Annotated in this window: 16 protein-coding genes; 6 read left to right on the top strand and 10 right to left on the bottom strand. The window is 70.6% G+C overall.

Going from position 1 to position 17,012, the window contains the following annotated elements; all coding sequences use genetic code 11:
• Positions 1 to 18: 18 nt before the first annotated feature.
• Together ACFWP7_RS04080 and clpS are read right to left on the bottom strand one after the other, a co-directional pair.
• Positions 19 to 621: a DUF2017 domain-containing protein gene (locus ACFWP7_RS04080; RefSeq protein WP_384375626.1), complete on the bottom strand. Its 603-nt coding sequence runs from the start codon at positions 619 to 621 to the stop codon at positions 19 to 21.
• A gap of 70 nt (positions 622 to 691) precedes the next feature.
• A complete protein-coding gene (gene clpS, locus ACFWP7_RS04075) occupies positions 692 to 1,009 on the bottom strand; it encodes an ATP-dependent Clp protease adapter ClpS (RefSeq protein ID WP_384375623.1) in 318 nt (105 codons plus the stop codon).
• A 112-nt stretch (positions 1,010 to 1,121) separates the two neighbouring features.
• Here clpS and ACFWP7_RS04070 point away from each other — a divergent pair, with 112 nt between their 5' ends.
• On the top strand, positions 1,122 to 2,450 hold the full coding sequence (locus ACFWP7_RS04070) for a nicotinate phosphoribosyltransferase (RefSeq protein WP_384375620.1): 1,329 nt from the start codon (positions 1,122 to 1,124) through the stop codon (positions 2,448 to 2,450).
• A 243-nt stretch (positions 2,451 to 2,693) separates the two neighbouring features.
• On the top strand, positions 2,694 to 3,278 hold the full coding sequence (locus ACFWP7_RS04065; protein WP_384375619.1) for an isochorismatase family protein: 585 nt from the start codon (positions 2,694 to 2,696) through the stop codon (positions 3,276 to 3,278).
• Between the two features lie 66 nt (positions 3,279 to 3,344).
• Here ACFWP7_RS04065 and ACFWP7_RS04060 read toward each other — a convergent pair whose 3' ends face one another.
• Both ACFWP7_RS04060 and ACFWP7_RS04055 read right to left on the bottom strand, forming a co-directional pair.
• Complete coding sequence (locus ACFWP7_RS04060; RefSeq protein ID WP_384375616.1) at positions 3,345 to 3,719, bottom strand: hypothetical protein; 375 nt, start codon at positions 3,717 to 3,719, stop codon at positions 3,345 to 3,347.
• A gap of 123 nt (positions 3,720 to 3,842) precedes the next feature.
• On the bottom strand, positions 3,843 to 6,173 hold the full coding sequence (locus tag ACFWP7_RS04055; RefSeq protein ID WP_384375613.1) for an immune inhibitor A domain-containing protein: 2,331 nt from the start codon (positions 6,171 to 6,173) through the stop codon (positions 3,843 to 3,845).
• Between the two features lie 489 nt (positions 6,174 to 6,662).
• Here ACFWP7_RS04055 and ACFWP7_RS04050 point away from each other — a divergent pair, with 489 nt between their 5' ends.
• Positions 6,663 to 6,959 carry a hypothetical protein gene (locus tag ACFWP7_RS04050; RefSeq protein ID WP_384376094.1) on the top strand — a complete coding sequence of 99 codons (297 nt, stop codon included), beginning with the start codon at positions 6,663 to 6,665 and terminating at the stop codon, positions 6,957 to 6,959.
• A 130-nt stretch (positions 6,960 to 7,089) separates the two neighbouring features.
• Here the strand turns inward: ACFWP7_RS04050 and ACFWP7_RS04045 are convergent, their stop codons facing one another.
• On the bottom strand, positions 7,090 to 7,749 hold the full coding sequence (locus ACFWP7_RS04045; RefSeq protein ID WP_384375610.1) for an RDD family protein: 660 nt from the start codon (positions 7,747 to 7,749) through the stop codon (positions 7,090 to 7,092).
• Positions 7,750 to 7,863: 114 nt separating this feature from the next.
• A complete protein-coding gene (locus ACFWP7_RS04040; RefSeq protein ID WP_384375607.1) occupies positions 7,864 to 9,327 on the bottom strand; it encodes an RDD family protein in 1,464 nt (487 codons plus the stop codon).
• A 232-nt stretch (positions 9,328 to 9,559) separates the two neighbouring features.
• On the opposite strand from ACFWP7_RS04040, the gene ACFWP7_RS04035 reads away from it, so the two are divergent.
• Positions 9,560 to 10,036 carry an SsgA family sporulation/cell division regulator gene (locus ACFWP7_RS04035; RefSeq protein WP_384375604.1) on the top strand — a complete coding sequence of 159 codons (477 nt, stop codon included), beginning with the start codon at positions 9,560 to 9,562 and terminating at the stop codon, positions 10,034 to 10,036.
• 84 nt (positions 10,037 to 10,120) lie between these two features.
• On the opposite strand, the gene ACFWP7_RS04030 is transcribed toward ACFWP7_RS04035, so the two are convergent.
• Entirely contained in the window at positions 10,121 to 11,527 is a 1,407-nt protein-coding gene (locus tag ACFWP7_RS04030) for an FAD-binding oxidoreductase (RefSeq protein ID WP_384375601.1), read from the bottom strand.
• Between the two features lie 92 nt (positions 11,528 to 11,619).
• Here ACFWP7_RS04030 and ACFWP7_RS04025 point away from each other — a divergent pair, with 92 nt between their 5' ends.
• Positions 11,620 to 13,158 (top strand): tetratricopeptide repeat protein, encoded by a 1,539-nt coding sequence (locus tag ACFWP7_RS04025; RefSeq protein ID WP_384375599.1) that lies wholly within the window; start codon positions 11,620 to 11,622, stop codon positions 13,156 to 13,158.
• Here the strand turns inward: ACFWP7_RS04025 and hppD are convergent.
• Positions 13,103 to 14,251 (bottom strand): 4-hydroxyphenylpyruvate dioxygenase, encoded by a 1,149-nt coding sequence (gene hppD / locus ACFWP7_RS04020; protein WP_384375596.1) that lies wholly within the window; start codon positions 14,249 to 14,251, stop codon positions 13,103 to 13,105. The two genes, ACFWP7_RS04025 and hppD, sit on opposite strands and share 56 nt — an antisense overlap.
• Before the next feature lie 122 nt (positions 14,252 to 14,373).
• Here hppD and ACFWP7_RS04015 point away from each other — a divergent pair, with 122 nt between their 5' ends.
• Positions 14,374 to 14,844 (top strand): Lrp/AsnC family transcriptional regulator, encoded by a 471-nt coding sequence (locus ACFWP7_RS04015; protein ID WP_384375593.1) that lies wholly within the window; start codon positions 14,374 to 14,376, stop codon positions 14,842 to 14,844.
• A gap of 96 nt (positions 14,845 to 14,940) precedes the next feature.
• On the opposite strand, the gene ACFWP7_RS04010 is transcribed toward ACFWP7_RS04015, so the two are convergent.
• Positions 14,941 to 15,729 (bottom strand): S16 family serine protease, encoded by a 789-nt coding sequence (locus ACFWP7_RS04010; RefSeq protein ID WP_384375590.1) that lies wholly within the window; start codon positions 15,727 to 15,729, stop codon positions 14,941 to 14,943.
• 181 nt (positions 15,730 to 15,910) lie between these two features.
• Positions 15,911 to 16,552: an IclR family transcriptional regulator gene (locus ACFWP7_RS04005; RefSeq protein ID WP_384375587.1), complete on the bottom strand. Its 642-nt coding sequence runs from the start codon at positions 16,550 to 16,552 to the stop codon at positions 15,911 to 15,913.
• Positions 16,553 to 17,012 lie beyond the last annotated feature (460 nt).

Raw genomic sequence — 17,012 nt, 5'->3', positions numbered from 1 at the left:
CGCGGACCCCGCCGCGGCTCAGGACATCAGGGCTTCGACGAGCGTCTCCTGGAGGCCGCCCAGCCACAGATAGGCCATCACCATCGGCTTGCGCGGGTCCTCGTCCGGCAGACGGTAGAGGAGGTCGGTGTCCTCCTCGGCGACGACGTCGAGCCGGGCGCCGATCGCCAGGCGCAGGTCGTTCAGGGCGCGCAGCCACTGCTCGGCCTCGTCGGCGGACAGCTTGACGACCGCCCCGCCGTCGCCGGATGCCACCGCGTCCAGCGAGCGGATCACCGTGAGGGCGCATCCGCGCTTGCCCGCGCGCAGGTCGTTCTCGGTGAAGCGGCGGAACTCCGAGGAGTGGGCGCGCTGTTCCTCGGCCTGCTCGGGCGAGTGGGCCTCGACGTCGGGGCCGCTGTACGCGTCGGGGAAGAGGCGTTGCAGCACGGGGTCGGAGGGCGGCTCGCTGGGGCCCTCCGCGAACAGTTCGGCGAGCGGGTCGTCGGCGGCGTTCTCGGCCGGCCCGGGACCGATGAGCTCCAGGAGCTGGACGGCGAGGGAGCGGATGATGGAGATCTCGACCTCGTCGAGCGCGACGGCCGCGCCGCCGCCGGGGATCGGTTCGAAGTGTCCAGGCATGGAGTGAGTTCGCTGCTTCCGGTCCTGCTCGGGGTTTCCAGGGCTCGGGCTGTTTCCGGTCCTGCTGTGGCTACTTGCGGTCTTGTTGAAGGGTGGCCCACAGACCGTAGCCGTGCATGGCCTGTACGTCGCGCTCCATCTCCTCGCGGGTTCCGCTGGAGACCACCGCCCGGCCCTTGTGATGGACGTCCATCATGAGTTTGGTGGCCTTGTCCTTGGTGTAGCCGAAGTACGTCTGGAAGACATACGTCACATAGCTCATGAGGTTGACCGGGTCGTTGTGGACGATCGTCAGCCAGGGGACGTCCGGCTCGGGTACGGCGAAGACCTCCTCCGCCGACTCGGTCTTCTCGGTCTCTAGGGGTGCGGGAGCCGTCACACGGCCCATGCTGCCACCAGAGGGGGGTACTCGCACAAACGGACTCCCCAACGCCGGTGGGTCCCACAAACCCGGACCCACAAATCGTCAGAGTGACGAGATGGGGGTACGATCCGGTCCTATGAACACAGCGGACCTTGGGCTGCCGGTGGACGTCCCCTCTACGGCGCTCTTCACCGACCAGTACGAGCTGACGATGCTGCAGGCCGCCCTGGCGGCGGGGACGGCCGAGCGGCGCTCCGTCTTCGAGGTCTTCACCCGGAGGCTGCCCGAGGGGCGGCGCTACGGAGTGGTGGCTGGGACCGGACGCGTTCTCGACGCCGTCGAGAACTTCCGCTTCGACGCGGACGTCCTCGGCTTTCTGCGTGAGCGCAAGATCGTGGACGAGCCGACCCTGAACTGGCTCGCCGGCTACCGCTTCGGCGGCGACATCTGGGGCTACCCGGAGGGCGAGGTGTACTTCCCGGGCTCGCCGGTCCTGCGGGTCGAGGGCTCGTTCGCGGAGTGCGTGCTCCTGGAGACCGTGATCCTCTCGATCCTCAACCACGACTCGGCGATCGCGGCCGCCGCCTCCCGGATGGCCTCGGCGGCGGGCGGGCGTCCGCTGATCGAGATGGGCGCCCGGCGCACCCACGAGCTGGCCGCCGTGGCCGCCGCACGGGCCGCGTACGTCGGTGGCTTCACGACCACCTCCGACCTGGCCGCCGGTTTCCGCTACGGCATCCCGACCGTGGGGACGTCGGCGCACGCCTTCACCCTGCTCCACGACCACGAGCGGGACGCCTTCCAGGCCCAGGTGACCTCGCTGGGCCGGGGCACCACGCTGCTCGTGGACACCTACGACGTCGCGGAGGCGGTCCGGCTGGCCGTCGAGGTGGCCGGGCCCGAGCTGGGCGCCGTCCGCATCGACTCCGGGGACCTTCTCCTCGTCGCGCACCGGGTCCGCCAGCAGCTGGACGAGCTCGGCGCGACCGCCACGCGGATCATCGTGACCTCCGACCTGGACGAGTACGCGATCGCCTCGCTGGCGGCGGCGCCCGTGGACGCGTACGGCGTCGGCACCCAGCTGGTGACGGGATCCGGCCATCCGACCTGCTCCATGGTCTACAAGCTGGTCGCCCGCGCCGAGTCGGCGGACCCGAAGGATCCGCTGGAGGCGGTGGCCAAGAAGTCCACCGGCGGCAAGACGTCCATCGGCGGGCGCAAGTGGGCCGCGCGGCGCCTGGACGAGCACGGGATCGCCGACGCCGAGGTGATCGGTGTCGGTCCGGTGCCCGCCGAGCTGGCCGACAGCCAGCTCCTGGTCGAGCTGGTCAAGGGCGGTCAGGTCATCGCCCGCGAGCCCCTGGACGTCGTACGGGACCGGCATGCGGCGGCCCGCGCCAACCTGCCGCTGTCGGCGACCCAGCTCTCGCGCGGGGAGGCGGTCATCCCGACGGAGTACGTCTGACGTACCCCGTACGGCCATGGGGCGGGCGCATGAACAACCGGTGAGCGGGAATGCAACGGCCACGCCCCCTGCACACCGCACAAGCGCCCCCTCCACACCCCCTGAGGCACGGCGCGGCAGCCGAATGCCCCCTCCCGGAGTGCACTCGAAGTCTCTAGGCTCGGTAACCCACAGGCCGGGCCCCCTTTACCGACGCCCTTTACCGACGCCACCGATCGCCCGCCGAGCCGAAGGACACCGACCATGCGCCGCGCCTTGATCGTCGTAGACGTGCAGAACGACTTCTGCGAGGGGGGCAGTCTCGCGGTGGCCGGGGGCGCCGACGTGGCCGCCGCCGTCACGGAGCTGATCGGGCAGGCGCCCGCCGGCTACCGCCATGTCGTGGCGACCCGCGACCACCACATCGCCCCCGGTGGCCACTTCGCCGACAACCCCGACTACGTCCACTCCTGGCCCGCGCACTGCGTGGCCGGCACCGAGGGCGTCGGCTTCCACCCGAACTTCGCCCCGGTCGTCGCCTCCGGCGCGATCGACGCCGTCTTCGACAAGGGCGCGTACGCGGCGGCCTACAGCGGCTTCGAGGGCGCCGACGAGAACGGCGTGACGCTGGCGGACTGGCTGCGGGCCCGGGAGATCGACGAGGTGGACGTGGTGGGCATCGCCACCGACCACTGCGTACGCGCCACCGCCCTGGACGCCGCCCGCGAGGGCTTCCGTACGCAGGTGCTGCTCGACCTGACGGCCGGCGTGGCCGAGGAGACCACGAACCGTGCGCTGGAGGAGCTGCGGGCCGCGGGCGTGGAGCTGACCGGCAAGCCGGTGGTCTGACCCGCCCAGGGCCCGCAGGGAGCCCCTGGGGCCTGTCTGACAATTCCCGTCGTCGCCAGACGGGCCCTACAGACCTTGGGGCGCCGTGGGTCTGCGCATCAGCGCCCGGATCGGGTGCCAGAGCTCCTGGACGCGCTCCGGGCCGATGTTCGCGGTGACGGCGACACCGTTGTCAGGGAGCGGCGCCGTGCGCCATATCAGGCCGTCGGGATGGTGCAGGACCGCGGTGATCTCGTCCGGGGTGGGCGGCTGGGCGTTGCCCCGCAGGTACACCGCACGCATCCCCAGATTGCGCAGCCTCGTCAGCGCGCGGGCCCGGTTCCGGGCCAGTACGAGCACGCGCACGCCGCCGGCCGATCCGTAGGCGCCGGACGGGCTGGGCAGGTTCAGCGCCACCACCACGCTGCCGTTCGGCAGCTTGCAGAAACCTCCTGCGGCCATGAAAAGTCACACCCCCGTGCGGTCCGGTGTCAATAAGGGAATCACAGGACGCACCTAAACACGATCGGCCGCGACCCGCCAGGGGGTCACGGCCGATCATGCTCTGACCTGGGGAAATGACGCTTACTTCACCGCAGGGGCGACCTGGAGCGAGATCGTGGAGCCGTTCGAGGCCTCCTTGACGATCGTGATCTTCGTGTTGGTGTCAGTGATCTTGACCCCGGCGAGCGGGGTGCTCGTGTCGTAGTAGGTGTTGGTGCGGTCGTTGAAGACCGATACGCCCTTCTTCGACGGGATCTTGGTCACGACGTCCGCCTTGTGCAGCGTGAGGCCGTCGGTGCGGTACAGGCTGAAGGGCGAGTCGTAGGACTGGATACGGCTGCGCATCAGCGTGCCGTCCGACCACTTCAGCGCGGCCGGGTGGGCGTCAACCGGCAGCACCAGACCGGTACCGGGGTGCTGGCTGGTGTTGTTGTCCTGCTGGGAGGTGTCCCACTTCCAGATCAACAGGCCGTTCTGGTACGGGAAGTGCTCCACCCAGTCCGGACGGGACGCGAAGCCGAAGTTGTACGGGCCGACCTTGAGGGTCTTGTCGTACGACACGTACTGACGGTTCTCGGCGATGTAGTACTGCGCGTAGTCGTCCGTGATGGCCGCGCCGACACGGGAGAAGCCGTCCACGGTCCAAGCCGCGTCCGCGGTCTCCGCGTTGTCCGAGAAGAGGGCAACGCCGTCCGCCGTCACGGAGATCGAGTCGGCCGCGAAGCCCTTCTGGGCCACGCCGCCGTCGGTCGCGTAGCGGAAGCGCAGGCCGATGTTCTGGCCCGCGTAGGCGTCCAGCGGGTACGACAGCTTCGTGTACGCCTCGGTGGTGCCATCGAGCGCCGGCTTGCCGCTGCCGTCACGGCTGATGGCCGCGCCGTTCGCGGTGCCGTCGATGGCCGTCCAGCTGGCGCCGCCGTTGGTGGACACCTCGGTGTAGAGGTAGTCGAAGCCGGCCTCGATGTCCCACCAGCCGTCGAGGGTCAGCGTGGCCGCCGACTTGCCCGTCAGGTCGACCGAACGGGTCAGCGTGTTGGAGAGGTCGTCGCCGCTGCCGCTCCACCACTGGGTCGCGCCCTGCGCCGGCTCGACGATCTCGTTGGTGACCGTCTTCTCGGGCAGCTCGACCACGAGCGCCTGCGCGTTCTTGGTGTTGTACTCGGCGACGCCCAGGGTGTGCTTCGACTTCGTCGCGGCCTTCGCCGTGTCGTAGTTGAGCCAGCCGAGCTGCAGCTTGTCCCAGGCGGTCATGTCGCCGGGCAGGTTGCCGATCTCGCCCTCACCGGTGCCGAGCCAGGAACCGGACGACATCAGCGTCCAGAAGCCGGTGGAGTTCTCGCCGCCGCTGGTGTCGTAGTGGTCCGGCAGACCGAGGTCGTGGCCGTACTCGTGGGCGAAGACGCCGAGTCCGCCGTTCTCCGGCTGGATGGTGTAGTCGCCGACCCAGATGCCGGTGTCGCCGATCGCGGCGCCGCCGAGCTTGTTGCCCTCGGGTCCGGTGGCACCGGTGTCGGTGCCGAACGCGTACCAGCGGTGCGCCCAGATGGCGTCCGCGCCCTGGGCGCCGCCGCCGGCGGACTCGTCCTCACCGGCGTGCACGATCTGGAAGTGGTCGATGTAGCCGTCGGGCTCGTTGAAGTTGCCGTCGCCGTCGAAGTCGTAGCGGTCCCACTGGTCGTACTCGGCCAGCTGGGCCTTGATCTCCGCGTCGGTCGCGCCTGCTGCCTCCTGCGCCGCGACCCAGGCGGTGACGCCGTCCTGCACCGCGTACCAGGCGCCGGTGTTCGCGTCGTTGGAGCCGTAACGGGCCTCGTTGTAGGGGACCTTGACCCAGTCCGAGACCTCACCGTCGACCGAGTAACGGCCGGACGACTGCTTTTCGTAGTACGTCTTCATCGAGTCGACACCCTTACCGGTGCCGAAGTAGAGCTCGTTGAAGTGCTCCTGGCTGTAGTCCGCCTGCCAGGCCGTGCTGTTGTCCTTGGTGGGGTCAGGCTCGGCTATCGCGTTGTGCAGCGGACCGACCGTGCCGCCGTAGCGGGGGTCGACCTGATCGCCGAACTCGACCAGGATGGTGAAGATCTTGTCGGTCTTCTCGCGGGCGAGCTCGACGTACTTGCCCTTGCTGAGCTGTACCACCTGCGAGCCGTTGCGCTCCTGCGCCGTGGCCTCGCCGGATATGACCTGCTGAAGGGCCTCTTCGCGCTGAGCTGCCTCGCTGTCCGTGAACGGGCCCTTGAGGTCGTGCTCGGTGTCGCTCGCGGCGGGCGCTGCCGGGTCACGGCGGTCCACCGTCGGGGCCGACGCACCGGCGCCGGCCTGCGCCACGGCGAACGTCGAGAACGTGGCAGTGGCAGCGGCGAGGGCAACGCCCACCGCCGCCCCTCTGAACGTCCATGATCTGCTGGTCACTTGATGTCCTCCCTCGCGCCCGCGCGGATGGAGGGGGTCCAGGTCATGGGGTCCGCGCGCGTGTACGCGTGTCAAGTGACGACATTGGATCGGAGTTACCAAAGAAAAGACAGATCTTGACTTGAACCTGGCAACTGCACTATGTGGAGCAGCCGTTCGCCATCCGCTCGCTCTACCGGAGGGCCACCACACCGCTCAACGGGCGCGCCCGGCCGTCCACTTCCTGGACGTGATGACTCCGTGCGCCCCCTGTGCTCCGGCACCGTGGGTTAGGTCACGCTTACCGGCCGTTCCACTCGGGCATGCAGGCGAATAGAGTCGTTTGGCGGCACGTCGGAATTTCGATGGATTGCCAAGTCGACACCGTTGTCGGCCCCCGATTCACCGGCTCACCCTCAATGCTTCATCCGCCCCCTCCCCCATCGCGAGAGGCACCCGGGGGGAGCACGTCCACCCGAGGAAACGATTGCCATGCCTCGAACGACTGCCATGCCTCGTCCGACCGCCGCACAGCTCGCCTACGGTTCCTGCACCGTGATCCTCTCCACCCTCGCCATGCTGCTGCTGTCTCAGACGAGTTCGGGCGTGGGGATCGTGGCGATCACCCTCTCGGCACTCGTTCTCGGGCTCCTCGTCGCCATGACGGTTCCGCTGCCGAAGCCCGCGCGCACCGTGCAGGTGCCCGTCGTGCCCGTGCCGGCGAAGCGCGTCCCCGCGCAGCGCGAGACCGCGTCCGTGGCCGCATCCGTGGCCTCCGAGCCCGTACGGGAGCCGGCGAACCCGTAATCCCGCGAACCGGGAACCCGGGAACCCGGGAACCCGTAGAGCGTCACCGCATACGCGAACCGGCGGACCCGTGTCTCACGGATCCGCCGGTTTTCTTTGCCGCTCCCCCACCGCCCTGCCGGTCGAAGGGTCAACCGGTGCTGACCACCACCGTCTTGGCCGCCTTGTCGTGCAGGCCCTGCTTGTAGGGCTTGTCGAAGAAGCTCCAACCGCCCGCGATCGCGGTCCAGATGCACGCGCAGCAGAACGCGAACGGGATCCACAGGACCAGCGAGCGGATCAGCGTGGTCTGCACGGAGGGCGTGGCGCCGTTGTCGAGGTTGGCCACCCGCTGCTTGAACAGCCGCTTGCCGAGGGTCTGCCCGGTGCGGCTGATCATGACGGTGTCGTAGCCGATGTAGAGCACGGCGGCGACGAGCGACTGCCCGAAGGACTTGCCGGTGTCGATCTTGTCCGTGTTGTACTCGGTGACCCCGAACGCCCACGACAGCAGCCACACCACGATGCCCACGATGATCATGTCGATGATCCGCGCAAGGACCCGCTTGCCGCTGTCCGCGAGTGGCGGCATGCCGGCGAGCGGATCGCCGCCGTAGGGGCCGCCCGCGCCGTAGGGATCACCGCCTCCGCCAAAGGGGGGCGGCGGCGGCTGGTCGCCGGGCGGCGGGGGTTGGCTGCCGTACGGGGGGTCGTACGGGGAGCCGCCGCCCTCGTCGGGCGGGGGCTGCTTCTTGAACGGGTCGTCGTCCGGTGACCGGCCGGAGCCTGGAGGCGGCGGTTCGCTGCTCATGGCCCGAGTGGACCGCGAACCCTCCGGCTCCGCATCCGGCGAGCGGCCGTCCGGGCTACCGGATCAGGTACGCCGATGAGCCGTGGCCGTGTACGCCCTCTGCGGCGGCGCGCCTTACGACCGCGCCGCCACGAAGGTGTGGGCCGCCTTGTCGTGCCAGCACTGGCGCCACGGCTTGTCGAACAGGCACCACAGGACTCCGAGGACGCCGACCCCGAGGACGCCCGTGACGGCGTAGACGAGCCAGCGGCGCAGCGCCGAGCCGAAGGACGGGGGCTCATGGCCCTCGATGTCGCACACCGCGATGCCGCACAGCTTCTTGCCGAGGGTGCGGCCCCATCTGGCGGTGGGCAGCGCGTCGTAGAGGACGCCGAAGAGGAGGAGGACGGCGAGGACGATCCCTAGGTAGACGGTGGTCGTGCCGTCGAGCAGCCAGACCGTGACGGTCTCGCCGGAGAGCTTGGCCGCGTCGACCTTCTCGTCGACATGGTCGATCGCCTTGGTGCCCAGCGGTACGGCGGCCACGGCGGTGACACCGGCGAGCACGACGGTGTCCACGAGCCGGGCGGCCAGCCGCCTGCCCAGGCCCGCGGGACGCGTCGCCGACTGCCTGCGCGCGGCCGCCGTGAAGATGTCCTCGACCGGCGGCTTCCACGGCGCGACAGGCTGCCCCTCCTCACCCGCGAGCCGGTGCACCTGCTGGGCCCAGGAGGGCTGTCCGCCGCCGATGCCGGACGTCGTGGGGGTGCCGCCCGCCTGCTGGGGGACGGCGGGGTTCTGCGCGGCGGCGGGAGCGGGCTGGGCGGCCGCGGCTTGGGCCGCCTGGGCGGCGGCGGCCTGGCCGGCTCCGAAGCCGCCACCCGCCGTGGGGGCTGCCGAGCCCGAGCTCCCCTGCTCCGGCGCCGTGCGCGGGGAGACCGGACGGAAGGTCATGGTGCCCTCGGAGGGGAGGTCCTCGGCGCCGGGTCCGGTGCCGGACGGACCCTCCGCCCCCGCGGGCCGCACCGGTCCGCTCGGGCGCCGGAACACCACGCTGCCGCCGGACGCCGGGTGCTGGGGGCTGCCCGAGTCCGCGGGTGGGATCGTCGCCGTGCCGTCCGTGCGGGAGGACCGGCCGTCGGGCTGGACGATCGGGTCGGCCGGTCCCGAGGCCCGGGGCACGCGCGGGTCGGCGGTTCCCTGGGGCGCGCCCCAGGACACCCGGCGGTCCTGGCCGCGGCCGAACCCGGACTGCTGGGAGCGGTCGGCGCCCCACGCGGCCGCGGGCTCGGGACGGCTGCCGTGCTGGGCGTCGGCCGGGCTCACCTGCCGGGCAGCGCCGGACTGTTGCGGATCCTCGTCGAAGAAGTACGGCCCGGTCTCCTCGGCGAGAGCCGAGGCCTGACCCGGCGCCTGACCCTGCGCGGGCACGGACGCCGCAGGCGTGCCGGGAGGTACGCCGTCGGACGGTGCCGGACGGCTCGTACCCGGTACCCAGGCGGCACCGTTCCAATACCGGACATATCCAGGAATGGAGGGATCCGGGTAATACCCTTCGCGGGGCCTGTCGTCACCGGGTGCCGGGGTTGGGGCGCTCATGTCCGTCGTCCCGTATCTGCTCGGGGGCTTTTTGGGGGATCCACATCTATCAGACCGACGCACCCGCCACTGCCGCTCCCGCCGTACCCACCCCGTTCGTGCATGGATCCGCTACGTCCGGAGACAGGGCGAGAAAACTTCTCGGAACCCGCGTAATGATTCCGCCCGCACGCGCTCTCCACTCGTACGGGCCCGCCCACAGGGCCTCTTACGAGAAGGGAAACGCATCGACATGCACACCGTGGTGGAACGCGAACTGGAGCTCAAACTCGTCCTGTCGCCCGAGCGCAGCATCCCTGTCCCGGCTCGGCTCAGCTACCGCACCGACGATCCGTACGCCGTCCACATCACCTTCCACGTCGGCTCCGACCATCCGGTCAGCTGGACCTTCGCCCGCGAACTGCTCGTCGAGGGGGTGTTCCGGCCGTGCGGGCACGGCGATGTGCGGGTGTGGCCGACGAAGGTCGCGGGCCGCGGTGTCGTGCTGATGGCACTGAGTTCGCCCGACGGCGACGCGCTGCTCGAAGCGCCCGCCGCGCAGGTGTCCGCCTGGCTGGAACGCACCCTCCGGGCGGTCCCCCCGGGCTCTGAGGCGGAGCAGCTCGGCATCGACGACGGCCTCGCCGAGCTGCTTGCCCCGACTCCGGCCGACGACCTTTGGCTGCGGGATCCCTGGCCGTCGGACGAATCGACGGACGGAGGAGAGTGAGCGACCGCAACCATCAATTGAGGAACCACAACGGCGATCGGCCATGTCCGCGAGAGCGGGGCGGTTTAGCCGCAAAGAGGTACGTCAGAAGAGCTTGCCGGGGTTGAGGAGCCCCAGCGGGTCGAACGCCGCCTTGATCGCACGCTGCATCTCGACGCCCACCGGGCCGATCTCGCGCGCCAGCCACTCCTTCTTCAGGACGCCCACGCCGTGCTCGCCGGTGATCGTGCCGCCGAGTTCCAGGCCGAGGGCCATGATCTCGTCGAAGGACTCGCGGGCGCGCCGGGACTCCTCGGGGTCGGAGGCGTCGAAGCAGACGGTGGGGTGGGTGTTGCCGTCGCCGGCGTGCGCGCAGACCCCGATGGTCAGGGCGTACTTGTCGGCCACGCGCTCGATGCCTTCGAGCATGTCGCCGAGCCGGGAACGCGGCACGCACACGTCGTCGATCATCGTGGTGCCCTTGACCGCTTCGAGCGCGACGAGCGCCAGCCGCCGTGCCTGGAGCAGCAGTTCGGACTCGGCCGCGTCCTCGGCCGGTACGACCTGGGTGGCGCCCGCGGCCTCGCACAGGGCGCCGACCGCGGCGAGGTTGGCGGCCGGGTCGTGGGTGTCGAAGGCGGCGAGGAGGAGGGCCTCGGTGGTCTCCGGGAGGCCCATGTGGGCAAGTTCGTTGACGGCTTTCACCGTCGTACGGTCCATCAGTTCGAGGAGGGACGGCACGTGACCGCCCTCCATCACCTTGACCACGGCGTCGCACGCGGCCCGCGCCGAAGGGAACTCGGCGGCCAGCACGAGCTGCCCGGGCGGCTGCGGCTTCAGCGCAAGAGTCGCCCGTACGACGATGCCGAGCGAGCCCTCGGAGCCCACGAAGAGGCGGGTGAGGTCGTACCCGGCGACACCCTTCGCCGTGCGGCGGCCGGTGGTCATGAGCCGCCCGTCGGCCAGGACGACGTCCAGCCCGAGGACGTACTCGGCGGTCACCCCGTACTTGACGCAGCACAGGCCGCCCGACGCGGTGCCGATGTTGCCGCCGATCGTGCACATCTCCCAGCTGGAGGGGTCCGGCGGGTAGCACAGGCCGTGTTCGTTGACGGCGCGCGAGAGGGTCGCGTTGATGACGCCTGGCTCGACGACCGCGATCCGGTCGACCGGGTTGATCTCCAGGATCCGGTCCATCTTCACCAGGGACAGCACGATGCAGCCGTCCGAGGCGTTGGCGGCGCCGGACAGGCCGGTGCGGGCGCCCTGCGGGACGACCGGGACGCGCAGCTCGGTGGCGATACGCATGACGTGCTGGACCTGCTCGACGGTGCGGGGCAGGACGACGACTGCGGGGGTGCCCGCCTCGCAGAAGCTCGCCATGTCGTTCGCGTATGAGGCCGTGACGTCCGGGTCGATGAGGACGGCTTCGGTCGGCAGGCCGGCGAGGAGACGGTCCACGAGGTTGCCGGTCACCTCGTCACGCGGGGCTTCGATACGGCTCATGATCACAGCCTCGCACCCGGGGCCATCGGTGTGAACCCCGTCTGCGGCAACCGACGCCTGCCGTGATGTGGTCTTCGTACTGACGCACAGTGAGCGCCATGGAGATCGAAGAGCAGCGACCGGCGACAGCGCGGCCTCAGGATTCCGAGCCTCCCGGGTCCCGTTTCTCCCCTTTCGTCAAGCGCGCGCTGATCGGCGCCGTCGCCGGAGGTGTCGTACTCGGCGCGTTGCTGTTCCTGCTGCCCTCGGCGGGGCGGGACCCGGCGCCGCCCGCTCCGGGTCCGGTGGCGCGGGCGCAGACGGCGGTGGGCTCCGGGGTGCCCGCCGCGCTGCCCGATCTGGCGGCGCTCATCGGCGACCGCGAGGCGTATCTGCGGGCCCATCCGGGCGACGACCGGTCGTGGGCCGTGCTCGGTGCGGCCTACGTGGAGCAGGCGCGGCGGACCGCGACACCCGCCTACTACCCGAAGGCGGAGGAGGCGCTGCGTACGTCGCTGAGGACCCGGCCGAGGGGGAACGCGGAGGCGTTCGACGGCCTCGCGGCACTCGCCAACGCCCGCGGTGACTTCCGGGAGGGGAAGAAGTGGGGCGAGGCGGCCGTGAAGCTGTCGCCGAAGCGCTGGACGACGTATCCGCTGCTGATCGACGCGTACAACGGCCTCGGCGATTACAAGGCCACCCGCAAGGCCCTCGACAAGCTGCTGGAGCTGCGCTCCGGGCCGACGGTGCTGGCGCGGGCCGCGCGGGTCTACTGGGACCGCGGCTGGCGCGAGGACGCGGCGGCCGCCGTCGCCGTGGCCGCGACGCGCGCGGCGACCCCCGCCGAGCAGGCGGCGTTCCTCCAGCAGGCCGGCGAACTGGCCTGGGAACGCGGCGACCGCGAGCAGTCGCTGGCCTACTACGAGCGCGCGCTGCGCACCGACCCGGACGAGTACGGGGCGCACGCCGGGCAGGGGCGCGCGCTGGCCGCGCTGGGGCGCACGTCGGAGGCGCTGCGGGCGTACCAGACGGCGCTCGCCAAGCGGCCCGAGCCGCGGTACGCGCTGGAGCTGGGCGAGTTGTACGAGAAGCTCGGCCTCCAGGGGGCCGCACGCGTCCAGTACGACCTGCTGCGGGAGCGGGTGCGGCAGGAGGCCGCCTGGGGCGTGGACGACGAGCTGGTCCTCGGGCTCTTCGAGGCGGACCACGGCGACACCGCGACTGCCGTGGCGCTGCTGCGCGAGGAGTGGAAGCAGCACCCCGGGATCGCCGTCGCGGACGCGCTGGGCTGGGCGCTGCACCGGGCCGGGGAGCACGAGGAGGCCCTGAAGTTCGCCACCAGGGCCATGGACAGGGAGCACGGCGGCGGCGTACGCAGTGCGCTGTACGCCTACCACCGCGGCCAGATCGAACGCACCCTGGAGCGGTACGGGCCGGCCCGCCGCCACCTCGCCGAGGCCCTGCGCATCAACCCGTACTTCTCGCTCCAGCTCGCCCCGCAGGCGGAGGCGGCGTTGGAGGAGCTGGGTGAGCCCCCGGCGCAGGACGTGCCGGGTGAGCCGGCGGAGGAATCCTCGGCGGAGCCCTCGCGGGCCGCGCCCGCTACAGGTTCCCCCGCCTCTCCTGCTCCCGCTCGATCGCCTCGAACAGCGCCTTGAAGTTGCCCTTGCCGAAGCCCATCGAGCCGTGCCGTTCGATGATCTCGAAGAAGACGGTCGGGCGGTCCTGGACCGGCTTGGTGAAGATCTGCAGCAGATAGCCGTCCTCGTCGCGGTCGGCGAGGATCTTCAGTTCGCGCAGGGTGTCGACGGGGACGCGGGTGTCGCCGACCCACTCGCCGAGGGTGTCGTAGTAGGAGTCCGGGGTGTCGAGGAACTGAACCCCGGCCGCGCGCATGGTGCGTACCGTCTCCACGATGTCGCCCGAGTTCAGCGCGATGTGCTGGACGCCCGCGCCGCCGTAGAACTCCAGGTACTCGTCGATCTGGGACTTCTTCTTGGCGATGGCGGGCTCGTTGATCGGGAACTTGACCTTGAGCGTGCCGTCCGCGACGACCTTGGACATCAGCGCGCTGTACTCGGTCGCGATGTCGTCGCCCACGAACTCCTTCATGTTCGTGAAGCCCATGACCTTGTTGTAGAAGCCGACCCACTCGTTCATACGGCCGAGTTCGACGTTGCCGACGCAGTGGTCGACGGCCTGGAAGGTGCGGTGGGCAGGCGGCTCGACGATCGGCGCCGCGGCGGTGAAGCCGGGGAGGTAGGGGCCGTCGTAGCCCGAGCGCTCGACCAGGGTGTGCCGGGTCTCGCCGTACGTCGCGATCGCGGCGAGTACGACCGTGCCGTGCTCGTCCTTCACCTCGTACGGCTCGGCGACGGAGCGGGCGCCGTGCTCGACGGCGTACGCGTACGCGGCCCGGGTGTCCGGGACCTCGATGGCGAGGTCGACGACGCCGTCGCCGTGCTCGGCCACGTGCTCGGCGAGGAAGTGGCCCCAGGTGGTGACGGGCTTGATCACGGAGGTGAGGACGAAGCGTGCCGAGCCGTTGGTGAGGACGTACGAGGCGGTCTCGCGGCTGCCGTTCTCCGGTCCGGAGTAGGCGACCAGGCGCATGCCGAAGGCGGTGGAGTAGTAGTGCGCGGCCTGCTTGGCGTTGCCGACGGCGAAGACGACCGCGTCCATTCCCTTCACCGGGAAGGGATCTGCCTGCCGGGCGGTGTCGGGAGTGCGGTGCTCTGTGGTCTGGCTCATGTTCGCAGACTCCCCCTGCTTGGCAAGGTGCGCAATGGTTTGAGTATTCGCTGGACACTATGCTCATACGATCGCCCGTTTCAGCGGGCGGTATGTACAAGGTGACCACCTCGGAGGACCCCATGGCGATCGATCATCTGGACGGCGCGCTCATCGTGCTGCTCGCCGAGGAACCGCGCATCGGCGTCCTGGAGATGTCCCGACGGCTCGGCGTCGCGCGCGGCACCGTGCAGGCGCGGCTCGACCGGCTCCAATCGCATGGAGTCATCCGGGGGTTCGGGCCGCAGGTGGATCCGGCCGCGCTGGGATACCCGGTCACGGCGTTCGCGACCCTGCAGATCAGGCAGGGGCAAGGCACGGACGTACGAGCCCACTTGACGACCGTGCCCGAGGTGCTGGAGCTGCACACGACCACGGGCGGCGGCGACATGCTGTGCCGGCTCGTCGCCCGCTCGAACGCCGATCTCCAGCGGGTGATCGACCGGGTTGTCGGTTTCGATGGCATCGTCCGGGCCTCCACGGCGATCGTCATGGAGAACCCCGTTCCGCTGCGGATCATCCCGCTGGTGGAGCAAGCCGCGATCGAGCAGTGACCGAGGACCGGGGTGACATGGGGTGAAGTGGGGTGAAGTGGGGTGAACTTCAGTGAAGGGGGAGGGGTTTGTGGCGGGGGCTGACACCCGGTGTGTTCAGCAGCTCGGTACCGAGCCGGTCCCCTTCTCAAGGGCCACCAGGGACTCCACCGCTCCCTTGAGGGTGGTCACCGGAACCAGGCGCAGCCCCTTGGGCAGTTCCGCCTTGGCGTCCGAGCACTCCGCCTTCGGGACCAGGAAGACCGTCGCGCCGTCGCGCCGGGCGGCCTGCGTCTTGAGGGCGACGCCACCGACCGCGCCGACACTGCCGTCGGCGTCGATCGTCCCCGTACCCGCGATGGTGCGTCCGCCGGTGAGGTCGCCGCCGCTGCCGTCGCCGTCCAGCTTGTCGACGATGCCGAGCGAGAAGAGCAGTCCGGCGCTGGGGCCGCCGACGTCGGCGAGCCTGAGGGTGACCTTGACGTCGTCCTTCTCGCCCAGGTACGAGAGCGCCGCCTCGGAGGCCGTGTCCTGCGACTCCTTCATCTGGTCCGCGTTGTGCTGCTCGATCTCCTTGACACTGTCGCCGCTGGGGTAGACCGAGTCACGCGGCATCACGGCCTTGTCCGTACGGAACCAGGCATCGAGTACGTCCCCGAGGTGGACGCTCGCGTCCGGTCCCGTCGCCTCGATCGTCGTCATCCGAAGCTGCCCGCTCGTCTTGCGGGTGGCCGCGCCCGTGATCGTGATCACCGAGTCCCCCTTGTTCTCCCCGAGGACATTCGCCGTCATCCCCGGCTGCGTCAGCGAGAACGGCAGCGGCGCGAACACCGCCACCGCCAGCAGAGCCACAACGGGAACAGCACAGACAGCAACGGCCTTGGGGCGCGTGAGACGAGAGAGCACGAGGTCAATCTAACGTGAGCCTGTAAACGTCCCAGCTGCGGGCATGCGTGCCGCCAGGGGCGGCACGGGTGGGCACAGCGGCACCCCGTACAGCGCCGGGCCACGCGACCCACCCCGACCTCAGCCCCCACCCCGGGCACCCGCCCGGCCAGGCCCAAGCCTCGCCCCCACCAGCCCGCGCTCAGCGCAACGCATCCGCCACTTCCCGAGCCGCGTCCAACACCCGCGGCCCCACCCGCTCCGGCACCGCATCCGCAAGCATCACCACACCCACGCTCCCCTCGACCCCGGTCACACCGACCAGCGGAGCCGCGGCCCCACTGGCCCCCGCCTCCAACTCCCCATGCGTCAGCGTGAACCCGCACTCCCCCACCGGCGCCTGCCGCGCAGCGAGAATCGCCCGCCCCGCGGCCCCCCGGTCCAGCGGATGCCGGAACCCGGCGCGATAGGCGACGTGATAGTCCGTCCACGTGGGCTCGACGACCGCGACCGCAAGCGCCTCGCTCCCGTCGACCAGCGTGAGATGAGCCGTCGCCCCGATGTCCTCCGCGAGCGAGCGCAACGCGGGCAGCGCCGCCTCCCGTACCAGCGGATGCACCTGCCGGCCGAGCCGCAGCACCCCGAGCCCGACCCGGGCACGGCCGCCCAGATCACGGCGTACGAGAGCGTGCTGCTCCAAGGTGGCGAGCAACCGGTACACAACGGTCCGGTTGACGCCCAGTTTGTTCGAGAGTTCGGTGACGGTCAGCCCGTGATCCGTGTCGGCGAGCAGCTTGAGGACGCGCAGTCCCCGGTCGAGCGTCTGAGAGGTCTCCGCGGTCACGACGCCCACTCCTTAGTGGTGAGGTCGACGGCCCCCTCGCGGCGGTCGCGGCACCGAGTCCCGTCGGCGACGCGCTTCAGAGGCCGCCGGTCGGCTGGCGACCCGGTGCTCCCGGGCGGAGTCGCTTCACGGCTGCGCTCCGCGGCTGCGCTGCCACGGGGCGTGTGCGTAGCGGGACAGTAGCGAGCCGGTTCGCTCAGCGGAAGGCTCCGTCCAGAATCCGGGCACCGGCCGGCCCGGACTCACTTCGTTTGCCCTGATTCGCACGGCGCTCGCCACTCGGCGTACACCACCCCTACACACAGCGCACACGCCACGGTGCACGCCGGGCCAGCGAAAACCCGCCCCACGCACACACCGGTCCACACGCCCTGCCCAGGCACGACAACCGGGCACGACGGCCGGGCACCCCCACCGACGCCGCCCAGGCGCAACGGCCGGGCACAACCGCCGGGCACCC

Origin of the sequence: Streptomyces sp. NPDC058470 (assembly GCF_042721055.1) — a bacterium.
Lineage (GTDB): Bacteria > Actinomycetota > Actinomycetes > Streptomycetales > Streptomycetaceae > Streptomyces.
The sequence above is the reverse complement of the archived record's forward strand: the minus strand, read 5'-3'. Positions and strand labels throughout refer to the sequence as shown.